Source organism: Rhodococcus sp. NPDC059234, assembly GCF_042754225.1.
In the GTDB taxonomy this organism is placed as follows: domain Bacteria; phylum Actinomycetota; class Actinomycetes; order Mycobacteriales; family Mycobacteriaceae; genus Rhodococcus_G.
In genome coordinates, this window is record NZ_JBHZAH010000040.1 from 1 (window position 1) to 15,452 (window position 15,452).

A 15,452-nucleotide genomic window follows, 5' to 3' on the forward strand; every position below is an offset into this window, starting at 1 on the left:
GGCCGCGGTCGGCCGATCCGAGCGCGTCGAACGCCGGGTCAAGCGGGCACTGTCCGCCTGGGAGTGAGAACTCAGAACCAGGCGTCGCGCATGTCCAGGGTGGTTCGGTCCAAGGCGGCGAGCAGCGCCAGTTGCGGTCCGGTCCGGGGCAGTTCGTACCGGAAGAAGTACCGGCAGGCCTGGCGCTTGCCGTCGTAGAAGTCGCCGGTCTTGCCCTCGCAGGCGAGCACCTGCTCGAGCCAGATCCACGCGATCACCAGGTGCCCGACCACCTCGAGGTAGACGGAGCTGTTGGCTATCGCCGCGTCCACGTCGCCGGAGGCGAACATCCCCGCGGTGACCTTCCCGACCTGGGCGAGGACCTCGCCGAGCTGCTCGCCCAGCTCCGCGAACTCGCCGCCCGCCTCGTCGGCGTCCGCGATGGTGCGCCCGATGGACTCCGTGAGCAGCCGCAGGCTGATGCCGCCCTGCTGGGTCACCTTGCGGCCCAGCAGATCCAGGCCCTGGATGCCGTGAGTGCCCTCGTGGATGGGGTTGAGGCGGTTGTCGCGGTAGTGCTGCTCGACGTCGTACTCGCGGGTGTAGCCGTAGCCGCCGTGCACCTGGATCGCGAGGCTGTTCGCCTCCAGGCACCACTGCGACGGCCAGCTCTTCGCGATGGGGGTGAGGATGTCGAGGAGCAGGCCGATCCGGTTGCGCGCGGCGACGTTCTCGGCAATGCGCTGCTCGTCGACCATCCGCATGCAGAACATCTCGAGTGCGAGCGCGCCCTCCACGTACGACTTCTGGGCCAGCAGCATCCGCTTCACGTCGGCGTGCTCGACGATCGGGACCTGCTTGGCGGCAGGGTCTTTCGCCGCGACGGGCCTGCCCTGTTCGCGCTGCCGGGCGTAGTCGACGGACTTGAGGTAGCCGGTGTAGCCGAGCGCGGTGGCGCCGAGGCCGACCCCGATCCGCGCCTCGTTCATCATGTGGAACATGTAGGTCAGGCCGCGACCCGCCTCACCGACCAGGTGGCCGACCGCGCCCGCGGACCCGCCGGGGCTGTGGGTGCCGTCGCCGAACGCGAGCACGGTGTTGGTGGTGCCGCGGTAGCCCATCTTGTGGTTCAGCCCGGTGAGGGTCACGTCGTTGCGCTCGCCGAGGGTGCCGTCCGCCTCGACGAGGACCTTCGGGACGATGAACAGCGAGATGCCCTTGGTGCCCTCGGGTCCGCCGGGAATCTTGGCCAGCACCAGGTGGACGATGTTCTCGGCGAGTTCGTGCTCGCCGCCGGAGATCCACATCTTGTTGCCGAACAGGCGGTAGCTGCCGTCCTCCTGCGGCTCGGCGCGGGTGACGATGTCACCGAGCGACGATCCCGCCTGCGGCTCCGACAGGCACATGGTGCCGAAGAACCGGCCCGCGACGAGCGGCTTGGCGTAGGTCTCGACCTGCTGGGGGGTGCCGTGCGCGAGCAGCAGGTTCGCGTTCCCGATGGTCAGCATCGGGTAAGCGGCGGTGCCGACGTTCGCGGCCTGGAACCACGCGAAGCAGGCGCCGGTGACGGTCGCGGGCAGTTGCAGCCCGCCCGCCTCGTAGTCCATGCCCGCACCCATGAGGTCGGCCTTGACGAAGGCGTCGAGCGCCTCCTTGGCCTCCGGGACGATGGTCACCGTGGTGCCGTCGAAGGTGGGTTCGTTGGCGTCGCCGAGCTTGTTGTGGGTGGCGAAGTAGCGGGTCGCGAGCTGCTCGCTGAGGTCGAGGACCCCGTCGAAGGTCTCGCGCGAGTGATCCTGGTATCGCGGCGACGAGGTCAGCGCCTCGACGTCGAGCCATTCGTAGAGGAGGAAGTCGAGATCTCGTCGCGACAGCAGCGTCGAACGCATGGGTTGAGTCCCTTCGGGCGGAGGCAGAGCCACCGACCAGGCTAGTGCCCCGCGCCCGTCACGAGGTCGGGGCGACCACAGACCACGGCACCGTCAGCACGCAGTCGCGCAGCCGGCGGCGCGGCGCCTCCGCCGGAATCCCTTGCCCGCGCAGCAGTTCCAGTGCCGCGCGCCACCGGACCCGGGGGCCGAACGGGGCGTGCTGGGCAGCTGTCGCCCATGCCCGGTCGGCCGCGACGAGCAGGTCGTGGACGCCCTCGCCGGGCACGTTGCGGTGGATCAGCGCCTTCGGCAGCCGTTCGGCCACGTCGCCCGGCCGCTCCACGTCGAACGGGTCCCAGGCCAGGGTCAGCGTCAGCGGCCGGTGCTCGTCGAGCAGCACCCAGGCGCAGCGCCTGCCGAGTTCGTCGCAGGTGCCGTCGACGAAGAGCCCGCCCGGCGCCAGGCCCGACTGCACCTTCGCCCAGGCGCCGGCGACCGCCTCCTCCGGGTACTGCCGCAGCACGTTGAAGGCGCGGACGAGCACCGGTCGCAGCCCGGCGAGTTCGAAACCACCGCGGGCGAAACTCACCCCGTCGCGGCCCTCGACCACCCGGTCGGGGTCGATCTCGAGCCCGACCACCCGCAGGTCGTCCCGAACGGTGCGCAGCCGCGAGGCGAGTTCGAAGGTGGTGTCGGGCCGGGCGCCGTAGCCGAGGTCGACGACCAGCGGATCGGCTGCCCCGAGCAGGGCGTCGGCGACTCGGGGCCGGTGCATCAGCCACCGGTCGCTGCGCCGCAGCCTGTTGATGCCGGTGGTGCCACGGGTGATGACGCCGTCGGGCTTGGGGGATCTCGTGCGCGCTCCGCCGCTCGGGTTGCTCACGAACCGGTGCTCTACTGCTGGGCGAGCCAGTCGGCGGTCACCTGTGCCTCGGTGCGGAAGAGATCGACGAGGTTGACCAGCATCAGCTGCTCGAGCTTGCCGCCGACGAACGGGATGAACACCTTGGCCTCGGACGAGGTCCGCAGCGTGGACCCGGTGTCGGTGGCGAACAGCGACATGGTGCCGGACAGGCTGCCCGGGCCGGCGGGGATGGAGGCCTCGTACGTCCCGGCGACCGGCTCACCGAAGGGGCTGTAGTGCTCCTTGCGGGTGATCACCATGTCCTTCTTCATCACGGTCTGCGCGATGTCGGGCAGGGAGTTGCGAGGAATGATGTGGTGGAAGACCAGGTCGATGCCGGAATCGTCGACCTCGAAGCTTTCGACGTGGTTGTCCGAGAACTTCCGCAGTTCGATCATGCGGGCTTCCCAGTAGTCGCGGTTCGTCAGCGCCGCGTACACCTTCTCGGTGGAATGGGTGTACCGGGCGGAGTAGTCGATGCGGCGAGCCATGACCGGCAGGTTACCGGCTCGACACGCATCGACTACACATCCGTCCAGGAACTACGGGTCAGGCGTTGGCGGCGACCCACTCCTCGACCGCGCCCTGGTCCCGCCCGAGGATGTCGATGATCTGGTCGCCGACCATGCCCTCGACGGTGCCACCGATGAGCTTCACGCTGACGGTGACCTCACCGGCGATGCTCATCACGGCGCCGCCGTCGGCGCCGACCGTCAGGACCGCGGTGCCCTCGGCCTTGATCGGCAGCCCGGTGGTCTCGGCGGTGAAGGTGCCCTCGGCGCGCTGGCCGTCGAACGGACCCCACTTCTCGCTGCGCACCAGCGCGAGGTCACCCTTGACGAACTTGGAGACGATGCTCGGCAGCGAGTTGGCGTCCAGCTGCTGTGAGATCGCGACGTCGATGGTGCCCTCGCCCGCGACGAGACGCTCGAGCGTGACGCCGCTGTCGGCGGCCTTCTCGATGCGCTGGTTCCAGAAACGCTCGTCGGTGAGCGTGCGGTGAACTGCCTCGGCGGGAATCTGGTAGTTGGCTGTGAACTCGATATGGCGTGACATGTGCGGGAGATTACATGGTTTCCGGAGGGTCGAAACCTACGCGTGCTCGCTGAGCCAGCGTGCGGTGAACTCGTTCTCGTTGTCCAGCAGTTCGCTGACCTGATCGGCGATGGCCGACTCGATCCTGCCGCCGATCAGCGGGAGCTTGACCTCGACCTTTCCCTCCATCGTGAGGATGGTGCCGGTGCCGTCCGCGGCGAGCGTCATGGTGCCGGTGAGAGTGGCGGGCACGCCGTCGACGCGAGCGGTGAAGGTGCCGGCGGAGGAGTCGCCGGTCAGCGGTCCCCAGGTCTCGGTGCGGGTGATGACCAGATCGCCGGGACGGACCTTGGTGACGACGGCGGGCAGGTGCTCTGCGGGGACGGATTGCGTCATCTGGACGTCCACGGTGCCCTCGCCGACCGTGACGTGCCCGAGCGAGGCGCCCGGGCCACCGACCTCGGCCAGCCGGTCATGCCAGTACCGCTCGCTGGTGAGGGCGCGATGGACCGCGGCCACGGACTGGGGGTACGCGGACGAATGCGGAATGCGGCGGGCCATGGCGGGCACGCTACCGTTTGACCCCGTGCTGGCCTTACACGACATGGCGACCGAATTCGGGGCCGAGCTGGATGTGGACGTCCCGATGGCGGGGCTGACCACGCTGCGGCTCGGCGGCCCGGCGCGCGCGATGCTCACCTGCCGCAGCACCGACGCCCTGGCGGGGGTGGTGCGCGCGCTGGACGCGGCGGGTGTCCCGACATTGATCCTCGGTGGCGGGTCGAACCTGCTGATCGCGGACGAGGGCGTGGACGCGGTCGTGGTGCGGGTCGCGAACGAGACGGTCCGGATCGGCTCCGACCTGGTGTACGCGGAGGCGGGCGCGGTCTGGGACGAGGTGGTCGCCCGCTCGGTCGAGGCGGGCCTTGGCGGGCTCGAGTGCCTGTCGGGCATTCCCGGGTCGGCGGGCGCGACCCCGGTGCAGAACGTCGGCGCCTATGGCGTGGAGGTCGGTTCCCTGCTGCGCCGGGTGCAGCTGCTCGACCGGGCGTCCGGCGAGGTGTCGTGGGTGGCGCCGGACGCGCTCGGCCTCGGCTACCGCACCAGCGTGCTCAAGCACTCGGACGCGGCGGTGGTGCTCGCGGTGGAGTTCGACGTGCGCCCCGACGCCCTCAGCGCCCCCTTGGGTTACCGCGAGTTAGCTGCGGAACTCGGCGCCGAGGAGTCCGAGCGCAGGCCGGCCGCGAAGGTGCGCGACGCCGTCCTGGCCCTGCGTGCGGGCAAGGGCATGGTGCTCGACGGGCGCGACTACGACACCTGGAGCGCGGGCTCGTTCTTCACCAACCCGGTGGTCACCGCGGACCGGCTGCCCGCAGTGCTGGCCGCGATCGCGGACCGGGTGGGCGCAGACGTGCGGGTGCCGCAGTTCCCCGGTGTGGGCGGGACGAAGCTCTCGGCGGGCTGGCTCATCGAGCGCGCCGGATTCGCGAAGGGGTACCCGGGTGCGGACGCACCCGCCCGACTGTCCACCAAACACACCCTGGCGCTGACCAACCGCGGTCATGCGTCGACCGGTGACCTGCTGGCGCTGGCGCGGGACGTGCGCGACGGCGTGCAGGAGGCGTTCGGGGTGCGGCTCGAGCCGGAGCCCGTCGCGGTCGGCTGCGCCGTCTGAGCTGAGTCGCAGGTCACACTCGCGGCGCAGGTACCGTGGATTGCGTGCGCATCCAGGGTATTCGGACAAATCGACCTCGCGCGTTCTCGCTGCTCGTGCTGCTGACCGCGATCGTCGCGATGCTGGCGGGCTGCGCGGACGGTGGCACCGGTGGGTCCGCGACCCCGGCCGACAAGGCCCCGGTCGCCAAGGTCACCCAGCTCCCCGCGGTCGGCGCCCAGGACGTGGGTCCGACCTCGCCGGTGTCCGTGACGGTCACCCAGGGCACGCTGCAGAACGTCGCGCTGACCAACTCGACCGGCAAGCCGGTGCAGGGGGTGCTGTCGCCGGACAAGCTCACCTACACCGTGACCGAGCCCCTCGGTTTCGGCACCAGCTACACCTGGTCGGGCAGCGCGCTCGGCGCGGACGGCAAGACCGTGCCGATCCAGGGCGCCTTCACCACGCTCACCCCGCAGTCGAAGACCTCGGCGAACACCAACATCGCCGACGGCCAGCAGGTCGGCATCGCGGCACCGATCATCCTCAAGTTCGACGACCACGTGGAGAACAAGGCCGCGGTCGAGAAGGCGCTCACCGTGACCACCAACCCGCCGACGCCCGGGTCGTGGGCCTGGCTGCCCGACGACAACGGGTCACGCGTGCACTGGCGTCCGCAGAACTACTGGGCGCCCGGCACCACGGTGAACCTGGTCGCGAAGCTGTACGGGGTGGACTACGGCGCGGGCGCGTTCGGCGCCGACGACCTGACCCTGAACTTCACCATCGGGCGTAGCCAGATCGTGAAGGCGAGCGCGCCGAGCCACCGCATGCAGGTGGTGCGTGACGGCCAGACGATCATGGACATTCCGGTCAGCTACGGCGAGGGCAACGAGGCCCGCAACGTCACTCGCAGCGGCATCCACATGGTCACCGAGAAGCACGAGGACTTCCTCATGTCGAACCCGCCGTTCTACACGAACGTGCGTGAACGCTGGGCCGTGCGGATCTCGAACAACGGCGAGTTCATCCACGCGAACCCGCAGACCACCGGTGTGCAGGGCTCGGCGAACGTGACCAACGGCTGCATCAACCTGTCGCTCTCGGACGCCGAGCAGTACTTCGGCACCGCCATGTACGGCGACCCGGTGGAAGTGACCGGCACCCGCATCGACCTCTCGGCCGCCGACGGCGACATCTACGACTGGGCGATCGACTGGCCGACCTGGCAGTCGATGTCGGCGCTCCCCGCGCCCACCGCCGCTGCGGCCCCGGCGCCGGTCGTGCCCGCGACGCCGACGCACGCCCCGGTCAGCTGAGAATCCGGGTTCTCGAAACAAGACGGAACCGTTCGGTTCGTTGCCGCGTCAAAACAGACAGCCGGTAAGGAATCCGGCCAGCGGGGGGCGAGCGGCGTACGGGGGAAGGTACGAGTTCGACGCTGGCGGGGAGGTTGTCCGATCGGTCGAGGGCGAGGCAGTTGCGGAGGGGGCAACTGCCTCGCCGTCAGCTCACCAGCGGTTGCGGACCTTCTCCGCGAACCCGAGCAGGTCCCGGACCTCGAGCCGGCTGCCGTCGTCGAGCACCACGTGCCCGGTGAAGCGCCCGAAAACCTGGTGCTGAATGGATGCGAGCACCTTGAGGTCGGTGCTGGCAGCGCGGTCGAGGACCGGCGCGAACGTCATCTCGAAGCGGCCGTCGTTGCTCGTGAACGTCCAGTCGGCGCCGTCGTAGGTGTCGGCGGGCAGGTGGAAGGTCACCTCGTCGAGCTTGTGTCCGCAACCGTCGACGAACAGCATGTTCTCGGTGGCTGCGGAGGTGTCACCGAAACCGTGACCGATGTTGAAGCCGAACGGTCTGCCGTCGACGAGGCCCGAGGCCGAACCCCAGTACCAGGTGTTGTCGTACGTCCAGACGCCGCGACCCCAGTCGAAGACCCCGAAGGCCGTGGCCGGATCGAATGCGAACGCCCTGCCGCCGACGGTGATCTCGCCGGTCGCGGGCAGGCAGTTGATCTTCTGGTTGTAGTAGAAGGCCTTGGGCGCACCCGTGAACGGAGTCGCGACAACCATCCGGTCGGTCGGCGGCCGGTCGAGGCGGAGCTCGCCACTGAGCCCGCGGCCGCCGTCGAATCCGGGGTGGTCGACGCTCAGCACCCGTCCGCCGTCGACGTGCCGGTACTCGATTCGCAGGTCCTTGTGCGATGCGAGCACGTCACCGGCATCGGCGCCGGCAGGCAGTCCCATCCGGCCCATCGGGAACGGCAGCATGACGTTCTCGGTGACCTCGGTGCGCCCGGTCAGGTCCAGCCAGGACACCCCCAGCAGCCCCATGTACCCGTTGTCTGCGACGGTGAGAGCCAGCCCGTACTCCGGGGTCAGCACGCAGTAGTAGTCCCACTCCTTGATGCGGAGCCGGGAGGCGGCGACGGCGTCGCGGTCGTAGCGGCGAACCTCGGATCGCGCCCAACCGGCCTCGGCCAGTCGTCCGCGCCCGTCCAGCAGGTCACCGGGGGTCAGTTCGCGCTGCACCCGCGTCACTTCCGCGCGAACCGGCCGGGGGAGGCCTGGTCGCGGGGCTTGATGATGATCTGGTCCAGGTTCACGTGCGAGGGCCGGGACGCTACGAATCCGATCACCTCGGCGACGTCGGCGGCCACCAACGGGGTGATGCCCTCGTACACCTTGGCCGCCCGCTCCTCGTCGCCGGAGAACCGGACCAGTGAGAACTCGGTCTCCACGGCGCCGGGCGCGATCTCGGTCAGCCGCACCGGCTGGCCGAGCAGTTCGCCGCGCAGGGTCCGGTGCAGCACCGCCTGGGCGTGCTTGGCCGAGGTGTAACCGGAGCCGTTGTCGTAGGCCTCGAAGGCGGCGACCGAGGTGATGGTGACGATCAGCCCGTCGCCGGACTCGATCAGCTTGGGCAGCAAGGCCTTCGTGATGCGCAGCGTGCCCAGGACGTTGGTCTCCCACATCCAGCGCCAGTCGTCGAGGTCGGCCTCCTGCACGGTCGCCAGGCCCTTCGCGCCGCCCGCGTTGTTGACGAGCACGTCCACCCGGGGCAGGACCGCGGCGAACGCGTCGACGGAGTCCTCGTCGGTGACGTCGAGTTCGAGCGCGGTGCCGCCGATGTCCTTGGCCAGGCGTTCGAGCCGGTCGAGGCGCCGGGCCCCGACCACCACGTGAAAGCCCTGCGCGGCCAACGTCCGCGCGGTGGCCTCCCCGATTCCGGAGCTCGCTCCGGTGACGACGGCGACGGTTGCATCAGGCGAAATGGTCATGGCCTCATCGTAGGACCGACTCGTCCGGTCGGTGCTCCACCGCGACAGCCCCGCCGCACCGGACGCGTGCGACGGGGCTGCCCGCGAACCCACTCCGCCCGCGGAGAGGGTCGCCCGGGTCTCAGTCGGAGACGGAGAGGTTCTCGAAGACGGTGGCATTGGCCATACCGCCGCCCTCACACATCGTCTGCAGCCCGTACCGAATGCCCTCGCCACGCATGTGGTGGACGAGGGTGGTGGCCAGCCGGGCACCCGAGCCGCCGAGCGGATGGCCGAGTGCGATCGCACCGCCGAGGGGATTCACCCGGTCCTCGTCGGCCCCGGTCGCCCGCAGCCAGGCCCCGACGACGCTGGCGAACGCCTCGTTGACCTCGAAGGCGCCGATGTCGTCGAGGGCCAGGCCGGCGCGCTCGAGCACCCGCGCAGTCGCGGGAATCGGGCCGCCCAGCATCGCGATCGGATCGTCGCCGATCACCGTCGCGGTGTGCACCCGGGCCAGCGGGGTCAGCCCCAGCTGCCGGGCCCGGTCGCCGGACATCACCAGCAGCGCGGCGGCGCCGTCGGAGATCTGCGAGGCGTTGCCCGCCGTGACCCGGCCGTCCGCGTCGAACACCGTCTCGAGCTGTGCCAGCTTGTCGAGCGTCGTGCCGCGACGGATGCCCTCGTCGGCGTCGAACTTCGTTCCGTCCGGCAGGGTGACCGGCGCGATCTCGCCGACGAAGCGGCCGTCGTCGGCCGCCTGCGCCGCGCGCTGGTGCGAACGCAGGCTGTACTCGTCGAGCCAGCCCCGGCTCAGCTCGTATCGGGCGGCGAGGATCTCGGCGCCGCGGCCCTGGTTGAACTCGACGCCCTCGTACCGGCGCCTGATCGCGTCGCTGTTCGGGTCGCCGAGCCCGACCCGGCGCGCCGAGCCCATCGGGATCCGGGTCATCGACTCGACGCCGCCCGCGACGACGACGTCGTACTGGCCGGCGATCACGCCCGCCGCGGCGAAGTGCAGCGCCTGCTGACTCGACCCGCACTGCCGCTCGATCGTGGTGCCGGGCACGGACTCCGGCCACCCGGCGGCGAGGACGGTGTTGCGAGCGATGTTGCCGGCCTGCTCACCGACCTGCCCGACGCAGCCCCAGACGACGTCCTCGACGGTCCCGGCCTCGACGCCGGAACGATCGAGCAGCGCGGTGAGGATGCTCGCGGACAGGTCGACGGGGTGGACCTCGGCGAGGCTGCCCTTGCGGCGCCCGATCGGGGTCCGCACCGCCTCGACGATGACTGCGTCACGCATGGTGTGTTCCTGTTCTCTCGTACCCGGTCCTCATGTGGCGGTCCAGACCGGGGTTCGTCGTTCGGTGAAGGCGGCCGCACCTTCGCGGGCGTCGTTGGAGCCGAACACCGGCATCACGATCTGCCGGGTCCGCTCGAAGGTCTCGGCCGGTGGCCAAGCGGGGGACTCGTCGACGACCTTCTTGCTGGCCCGGACCGCGAGCGGGCCGTTGGCGGCGATCTCGTCGGCGAGTTCGACTGCGGCGGTGAGCACTTCGCCCTCGGGTGCCAGCCGGTTGACCAGTCCGAGCGGGTGCAGCTGCGCAGCGGTCATGGTCTTGCCGGTGAGCACCATCTCCAGTGCCACGGCGCGCGGCAGCCGGGCCGGCAGCCGGGTCAACCCGCCCGCGGCGGCCACCAGGCCGCGCCGGACCTCGGGCAGACCGAAGGTCGCCGTCGGCGCGGCCACGACGAGGTCGGCGGCCAGGACGATCTCGAACCCGCCGGCCAGCGCGGGACCGTCGACGGCGGCGATCAGGGGCTTGGCGGGCGTCGCCTCGACCAGTCCGGCGAACCCGCGGCCCGGGGCACGGGGACTCTCGCCGCGGAGGAAGGCCTTGAGATCCATTCCGGCGCAGAAGTATCCGCCCGCGCCGGTGAGCACTCCGACGCTCAGCTCGGGATCGGAGTCGAGCAGCTCCATCGCCGCCGCGACCCCGAGTGCCACCTCACCGTCGACCGCGTTGCGGGCGTGCGGGCGGTTCAGCGTCACCACCAGCACCCGACCGCGCCGCTCCGTCAGTACGACCGGCGCGGTGGCCTGGTCGGTCACCGGGGGGCCATCCGGATGGCGCCGTCGAGGCGGATCGTCTCGCCGTTGAGCATGCCGTTGGAGATGATGTGCTCGGCCAGCGACGCGAACTCGGCGGGCTCACCGAGCCGCTGGGGGTGCGGGACCGCCGCGGCCAGCGCGTCGCGGATGTCGTCGCGGGCGTTCAGCAGCAGGGGGGTGGCGAACACACCGGGCGCGATGGTGCACACCCGGACCCCGACGCTGGCGAGGTCGCGGGCGGCGGGCAGGGTCATGCCCACCACACCGGCCTTGGAGGTCGCGTAGTTGATCTGCCCGATCTGCCCCTCGTAGGCGGCCACGGACGCGGTGAGCACGATCGCGCCGCGATCGCCGTCGAGCGGCTCGTTGGCGGCCATCGTCTCGGCGGCGTAGCGCAGCACGTTGAACGTGCCGATCACGTTGAGCCGGATCACCGACTCGAACGGCTCGAGGTCGGTGGCCTTGCCTGCCTTGTCGAGGATGCGCATCGGCTTGCCGCGGCCGGCGCAGTGCACGACGGCGCGCACCGGTCCGCGTTCGGCGGCAGCAGCGAAGGCCGCGGCCACCGCATCCTGGTCGGTGACGTCGGTCGGCACGAACTGCGCGGCCGGGCCGAGTGCCTCGGCCTGCTCGGCGCCGGGGGAGCCGGGCAGGTCGAGCAGGGTGACGGTGGCGCCGGACTCGATCAGCCGGGTGGCGGTGGCAAGGCCGAGGCCGGAGGCGCCGCCGGTGACGACCGCATTGATGTCCTTGATTTGCATGGTGATTGGTCCTTCGATGCTCTCGTGGGGGCGAGTCTTCAGATTCCGAGCGACTTGGAGATGACGCTCTTCATGACCTCGCTGGTGCCGCCGTAGATCCGGGTGACGCGGGCGTCGGCGTACAGCCGGGCGATCGGGTACTCGGTCATGTAGCCGTAGCCGCCGTGCAGCTGCAGGCACTTGTCGATGACCCGGGCCTGCATCTCGGTGCAGAACAGCTTCACCTTCGCGGCGTCGGCCGGGGTGAGGGTGCGCCCGTCGAGGGCGACCAGCGCCTGATCGATCATCGACTGCCCGGCCTGCAGCTCGGTCGCGCACTCGGCGAGCACGAACTTGGTGTTCTGGAAACTGGCCAGCGGCTTGCCGAACACCATGCGTTCCTGGGCGTACTCGATGGCGAGGTTCATCGCGGCGGTGGCCGTGGACTGCGCGGTGATCGCGATCGACAGCCGCTCCTGCGGCAGGTTGTGGCCGAGCATCGCGAACGCACCACCCTCCTCGCCGAGCAGGTTGGCCACGGGCACGCGGACGTTGTCGAAGGTGAGCTCCGCGGTGTCGGACGACTTGATCCCGATCTTGTGCAGGTTCCGACCGCGGATGAAGCCGGGCATGTCACCCTCCACCACCAGCAGCGACAGGCCGTTGCGGCGGTTCTCGGCGTCCTTGGAGGTGCGCGCCACCACGATCACCAGGTCGGCGCCGATACCACCGGTGATGAACGTCTTGTTGCCGTTGAGGATGTAGTGGTCGCCGTCGCGGACCGCGGTGGTGGCGACGCCCGCGAGGTCGGAGCCGATGCCGGGTTCGGTCATCGCGATCGAGCTCACCAGGCTGCCGTCGGCGAAGCCGGGGAACCAACGCTGGCGCTGCTCCTCGTTCGCGTACTCGAGGAAGTAGGGCAGCACGGTGTTCAGGTGTACCTGGAAACCGCCGAGAGACGCCGCCGCGTAACCGATCTCCTCGTAGACGACGGTGTTGAACAGGAAGCTGTCGATGCCGCCGCCACCGTACTGCTCGGGCACCTGCAGGCCGTTGATGCCGATCTCGGCGGTCTTGTAGTAGAAGTCGCGAGGGATGCAGCCGGCCGCCTCCCACTCGGGCATGTTCGGAGTGATCTCCTTGGAGATGAACTGGCGGACCGAGTCCCGGAAGTCGTCGTGATCCTCGGTGAAGATGGTGCGCTGCATGATGATTCCTTCAAAAATGTGGTGGTGCGGGTGTTGAGGTGACTAGCGCCGGACGACGACGCCGTCGGCGGCGAGGGCATCGATCGCCTCGCCCGGGTAGCCGAGCTCGGTGAGCAGTTCGGCGGTGTGCTGGCCCAGGTCGGGCGCGCCGGCCGTGGGCAGCTTCGGGACGCTCTCGAGGTGCCACGGCGTGCCAAGGGCGGTCGCAGGCATGCCGTCGGGGCGGCTGACCTCGATGAAGAGTCCGGAGGCCTCGACGTCGGGGCTGCGCAGGGCCTCGGGATAGGTGTTGATGCGGCCGGCGACAACGCCGTTGCCGGTCAACATGCTCATCGCCTCGTCACTGGTCATCGTCGCGAACACGGCGTGCAGTTCGGCGAGCAGGGCAGGCCGGTTGCGGACCCGGGACGGGTTGTCGGCGAAGCGGGGGTCGTCGGCGAGTTCGGGCCTGCCCAGCAGCCGGCACAGCCGGGTGAAGTGGACCTCGGAGTAGGCGGAGACCACGACGCTGCCGTCGCTGGTCGGCATGATGTCCGCGGCGGGCGCCACCGTCGGCTGGCCGTTGCCGATTCGCATCGGTTCGACCCCGGTGGCGAGGTACGCACCCCAGTTCGGTGTCTGCAGGTGCAGCGCGACCTCGAGCAGCGAGACCTCGACGGTGTCGCCCTCCCCGGTGCGCAGGCGCCGGATGTAGGCGGCGAGGATGGCCTGGGCGCAGACGTAACCGGTTGCGGCATCCACGATCTGGGCGCCGACCTTCTGCGGCTCCCGATCCCGCTCGCCGGTCACCCACATCAGGCCGCTCTCCGCCTGTGCGGCGATGTCGAGGCCGGCGCGGTTGCGGGACGGCCCGTGCAGGCCGAATCCGCTCACGGTGGCGTACACCAGGTGTGGGTGCGCGGCGCGCATCGCCTCGGCTCCGAGGCCGAGCGAGTCCATCACGCCGGGGCGCAGGTTCTGCACGACGATGTCGGCGTCGGCGATCAGCCTGCGGGCGATCTCCTGGCCGCGCGGATCCTTGAGGTCGAGCGCGATGGCGCGCTTGCCGCGGTTGTAGTTCTGCACCATGGCCTCGCCGTGCGGGCCGATCCCGCGGGCCGACTCGCCGTGCACCGGTTCGATCTTGATCACGTCGGCGCCGAGATCCACGAGGACCTGGGTTGCCGCCGGGGCCGCGATGAACTGTCCGAAGTCGACGACGCGGACGTCGTCCAGAGGCTTGTCGATCATGCGGTCACCTCGACCTTGTCGCCGACTGCGCCGACGCGCTTGCGGATGAGGGTGATGTCGCGATCCGGGTCGACCAGGAAGACCGCGATGGCGCTGCCGACGACCATCAGCGCGCCGCTGATGACGAATCCGGTCCCGTACCCGGAGACCTTGTCGGCGGCACCGCCGACGGTGAATCCGAGCAGCAGGGGCGCGATCATCCCGGAGATACTGGCCACGGCCCCGAGACCGCCGAGAACCATGCCCCGCTTGTTCGCCGGCGCGACGTCGGCGACTGCCGACATCGCGACGCCGTAGGCCGCGGTGTTCAGCGAGAAGGCCAGCGAGACCAGCGCGATCTGGACTACCCCGGTGCTCAGGACGGTGAACGCGGCCATGCAGACGCCGGCGCTTGCGACGAGCCCGGCCGCCAGGTAGCCGCGGGCGATGCGTCGGGACACTCCTCGTGCGATCAGCCGATTGGATGTCCAGCCGGCGGCGATGGCGCCCACGGCCGCGAGGCCGTAGGGAAGCATCACGAGTCGGCCCGTGGTGAGGGTGTCGTAGCCGAGTCCGTCGGTGAGGTAGACCGGCAGCCACGCCACCTTGAGGGTGGTCGACCAGTAGGAGCAGAAGGTCACCAGGGTGATGCCGATGACGGTGCCGGTCTTCAGGATGAGCCGATAAGGCGCATCGACCGCCTCGAGGACCTTGGCGGACGCGTTCTGCTCGGTGGCGTCCGGTGCACCCTTGCCCATCAGCAGCCACGCCAGCGTCCAGACCAGTCCGAGGCCGATCAGGACGTAGAACGCGGCATGCCAGTTCCAGGTGACGATCATCCAGCTGAGAAAGGGCGCGGCGAGCAGCGTCCCCACCGAGGCGCCCGCCGAGACGACTCCGCCTGCCAATGCTCGCTTCTCCGCGGGGAACCAGGAGTGGACGGCGTGGTTCGACAGCGCGAAGGCGGGCCCCTCGGCGAAGCCGAGGATGATCCTGCAGGTCAGCAGGACCCCGAACCCGACGGTCCCGAGCAGCGGAATCATGGTGGCGACCCACATCAGCATCAGCCCGGCCAACAGCCATCGGATGCTCACCCGGGACGAGAGCCAGCCGAAGAACAGCGCGCCTGCGGCGAACAGCCAGTAGAAGCCGCTCTGGACCACGCCGAACTGCTCCGGCGAGAGTCCCAGGTCCTTCTGGATCTGAACGCCACCGAACGCGATGACCGTCTTGTCCGCATTGTTGACGAGCATGAAGACGACGAGCAGACCGGTGACGATCCACGCGCGCCGCATGAGCGACGACTTCCTTCGCTGAGCCGGTGTGCTCTCCGGCAGAGTTGTCTGTGTCATGGTGCCCCTTCGGCAACGAACTGCCGCGGCTACCTGCGTGGCAGGGTCCGATCCGGACGGGGGAGGGGTGGCCGTCAGGGTGGGGGATCCGGCTCGCGCCGCGGTGTTGTGATCTGGTGCACACC

15 protein-coding genes are annotated in these 15,452 nt (G+C 69.9%); 2 read left to right on the forward strand and 13 right to left on the reverse strand.

The genetic code is table 11. From position 1 onward, the window contains the following. Window positions 1-71 precede the first annotated feature (71 nt). From ACFXGJ_RS11225 to ACFXGJ_RS11245, 5 genes are read right to left on the reverse strand one after another with little or no spacing between them, the layout of a single operon-like run. Complete coding sequence (locus tag ACFXGJ_RS11225) at window positions 72-1,868, reverse strand: acyl-CoA dehydrogenase (protein ID WP_378619052.1); 1,797 nt, start codon at window positions 1,866-1,868, stop codon at window positions 72-74. 58 nt (window positions 1,869-1,926) lie between these two features. After that, the gene (locus ACFXGJ_RS11230) at window positions 1,927-2,733 is read right to left on the reverse strand and encodes a class I SAM-dependent methyltransferase (RefSeq protein WP_378619055.1); all 807 of its coding nucleotides are present in this window, start codon (window positions 2,731-2,733) and stop codon (window positions 1,927-1,929) included. An 11-nt stretch (window positions 2,734-2,744) separates the two neighbouring features. Then, a complete protein-coding gene (locus ACFXGJ_RS11235; protein WP_378619057.1) occupies window positions 2,745-3,245 on the reverse strand; it encodes a DUF2505 domain-containing protein in 501 nt (166 codons plus the stop codon). Window positions 3,246-3,303: 58 nt separating this feature from the next. Then, window positions 3,304-3,810, reverse strand: a complete 507-nt coding sequence (locus tag ACFXGJ_RS11240) for a DUF2505 domain-containing protein (protein ID WP_378619059.1) — start codon at window positions 3,808-3,810, stop codon at window positions 3,304-3,306. A 36-nt stretch (window positions 3,811-3,846) separates the two neighbouring features. Beyond that, window positions 3,847-4,350 carry a DUF2505 domain-containing protein gene (locus ACFXGJ_RS11245; protein WP_378619062.1) on the reverse strand — a complete coding sequence of 168 codons (504 nt, stop codon included), beginning with the start codon at window positions 4,348-4,350 and terminating at the stop codon, window positions 3,847-3,849. A gap of 43 nt (window positions 4,351-4,393) precedes the next feature. Between ACFXGJ_RS11245 and ACFXGJ_RS11250 the strand changes: the two genes are divergently transcribed. After that, entirely contained in the window at window positions 4,394-5,464 is a 1,071-nt protein-coding gene (locus tag ACFXGJ_RS11250; RefSeq protein ID WP_378619064.1) for a UDP-N-acetylmuramate dehydrogenase, read from the forward strand. A 44-nt stretch (window positions 5,465-5,508) separates the two neighbouring features. Next, window positions 5,509-6,762, forward strand: a complete 1,254-nt coding sequence (locus ACFXGJ_RS11255; protein ID WP_378619067.1) for an Ig-like domain-containing protein — start codon at window positions 5,509-5,511, stop codon at window positions 6,760-6,762. 192 nt (window positions 6,763-6,954) lie between these two features. On the opposite strand, the gene ACFXGJ_RS11260 is transcribed toward ACFXGJ_RS11255, so the two are convergent. The 8 genes from ACFXGJ_RS11260 to ACFXGJ_RS11295 all read right to left on the reverse strand — a co-directional run bounded on the left by ACFXGJ_RS11260 (window position 6,955) and on the right by ACFXGJ_RS11295 (window position 15,327). After that, window positions 6,955-7,974, reverse strand: a complete 1,020-nt coding sequence (locus tag ACFXGJ_RS11260; protein WP_378619069.1) for a DUF2804 domain-containing protein — start codon at window positions 7,972-7,974, stop codon at window positions 6,955-6,957. A gap of 5 nt (window positions 7,975-7,979) precedes the next feature. Beyond that, the gene (locus ACFXGJ_RS11265; RefSeq protein ID WP_378619072.1) at window positions 7,980-8,723 is read right to left on the reverse strand and encodes an SDR family NAD(P)-dependent oxidoreductase; all 744 of its coding nucleotides are present in this window, start codon (window positions 8,721-8,723) and stop codon (window positions 7,980-7,982) included. Window positions 8,724-8,844: 121 nt separating this feature from the next. Continuing rightward, entirely contained in the window at window positions 8,845-10,008 is a 1,164-nt protein-coding gene (locus tag ACFXGJ_RS11270; protein WP_378619074.1) for a thiolase family protein, read from the reverse strand. 30 nt (window positions 10,009-10,038) lie between these two features. Continuing rightward, entirely contained in the window at window positions 10,039-10,818 is a 780-nt protein-coding gene (locus tag ACFXGJ_RS11275) for a crotonase/enoyl-CoA hydratase family protein (protein WP_378619091.1), read from the reverse strand. After that, complete coding sequence (locus ACFXGJ_RS11280; RefSeq protein WP_378619093.1) at window positions 10,815-11,579, reverse strand: SDR family NAD(P)-dependent oxidoreductase; 765 nt, start codon at window positions 11,577-11,579, stop codon at window positions 10,815-10,817. The genes ACFXGJ_RS11275 and ACFXGJ_RS11280 overlap by 4 nt, the downstream gene beginning before the upstream one ends. A gap of 38 nt (window positions 11,580-11,617) precedes the next feature. Continuing rightward, window positions 11,618-12,766 (reverse strand): acyl-CoA dehydrogenase family protein, encoded by a 1,149-nt coding sequence (locus tag ACFXGJ_RS11285; RefSeq protein ID WP_378619096.1) that lies wholly within the window; start codon window positions 12,764-12,766, stop codon window positions 11,618-11,620. 42 nt (window positions 12,767-12,808) lie between these two features. Next, window positions 12,809-13,996 (reverse strand): CaiB/BaiF CoA transferase family protein, encoded by a 1,188-nt coding sequence (locus ACFXGJ_RS11290; RefSeq protein ID WP_378619099.1) that lies wholly within the window; start codon window positions 13,994-13,996, stop codon window positions 12,809-12,811. Next, window positions 13,993-15,327, reverse strand: a complete 1,335-nt coding sequence (locus ACFXGJ_RS11295) for an MFS transporter (protein ID WP_378619102.1) — start codon at window positions 15,325-15,327, stop codon at window positions 13,993-13,995. The genes ACFXGJ_RS11290 and ACFXGJ_RS11295 overlap by 4 nt, the downstream gene beginning before the upstream one ends. Between the last annotated feature and the right edge of the window lie 125 nt (window positions 15,328-15,452).

What these genes read in the sequence shown, in the direction of transcription:
- ACFXGJ_RS11225 (WP_378619052.1), bottom strand. Translation starts at nt 1,868, where the DNA reads ATGCGTTCGACGCTGCTGTCGCGACGAGATCTCGACTTCCTCCTCTAC.
- ACFXGJ_RS11235 (WP_378619057.1), bottom strand. Translation starts at nt 3,245, where the DNA reads ATGGCTCGCCGCATCGACTACTCCGCCCGGTACACCCATTCCACCGAG.
- ACFXGJ_RS11240 (WP_378619059.1), bottom strand. Translation starts at nt 3,810, where the DNA reads ATGTCACGCCATATCGAGTTCACAGCCAACTACCAGATTCCCGCCGAG.
- ACFXGJ_RS11245 (WP_378619062.1), bottom strand. Translation starts at nt 4,350, where the DNA reads ATGGCCCGCCGCATTCCGCATTCGTCCGCGTACCCCCAGTCCGTGGCC.
- ACFXGJ_RS11250 (WP_378619064.1), top strand. Translation starts at nt 4,394, where the DNA reads ATGGCGACCGAATTCGGGGCCGAGCTGGATGTGGACGTCCCGATGGCG.
- ACFXGJ_RS11265 (WP_378619072.1), bottom strand. Translation starts at nt 8,723, where the DNA reads ATGACCATTTCGCCTGATGCAACCGTCGCCGTCGTCACCGGAGCGAGC.
- ACFXGJ_RS11270 (WP_378619074.1), bottom strand. Translation starts at nt 10,008, where the DNA reads ATGCGTGACGCAGTCATCGTCGAGGCGGTGCGGACCCCGATCGGGCGC.
- ACFXGJ_RS11280 (WP_378619093.1), bottom strand. Translation starts at nt 11,579, where the DNA reads ATGCAAATCAAGGACATCAATGCGGTCGTCACCGGCGGCGCCTCCGGC.
- ACFXGJ_RS11285 (WP_378619096.1), bottom strand. Translation starts at nt 12,766, where the DNA reads ATGCAGCGCACCATCTTCACCGAGGATCACGACGACTTCCGGGACTCG.
- ACFXGJ_RS11290 (WP_378619099.1), bottom strand. Translation starts at nt 13,996, where the DNA reads ATGATCGACAAGCCTCTGGACGACGTCCGCGTCGTCGACTTCGGACAG.
- ACFXGJ_RS11295 (WP_378619102.1), bottom strand. Translation starts at nt 15,327, where the DNA reads ATGACACAGACAACTCTGCCGGAGAGCACACCGGCTCAGCGAAGGAAG.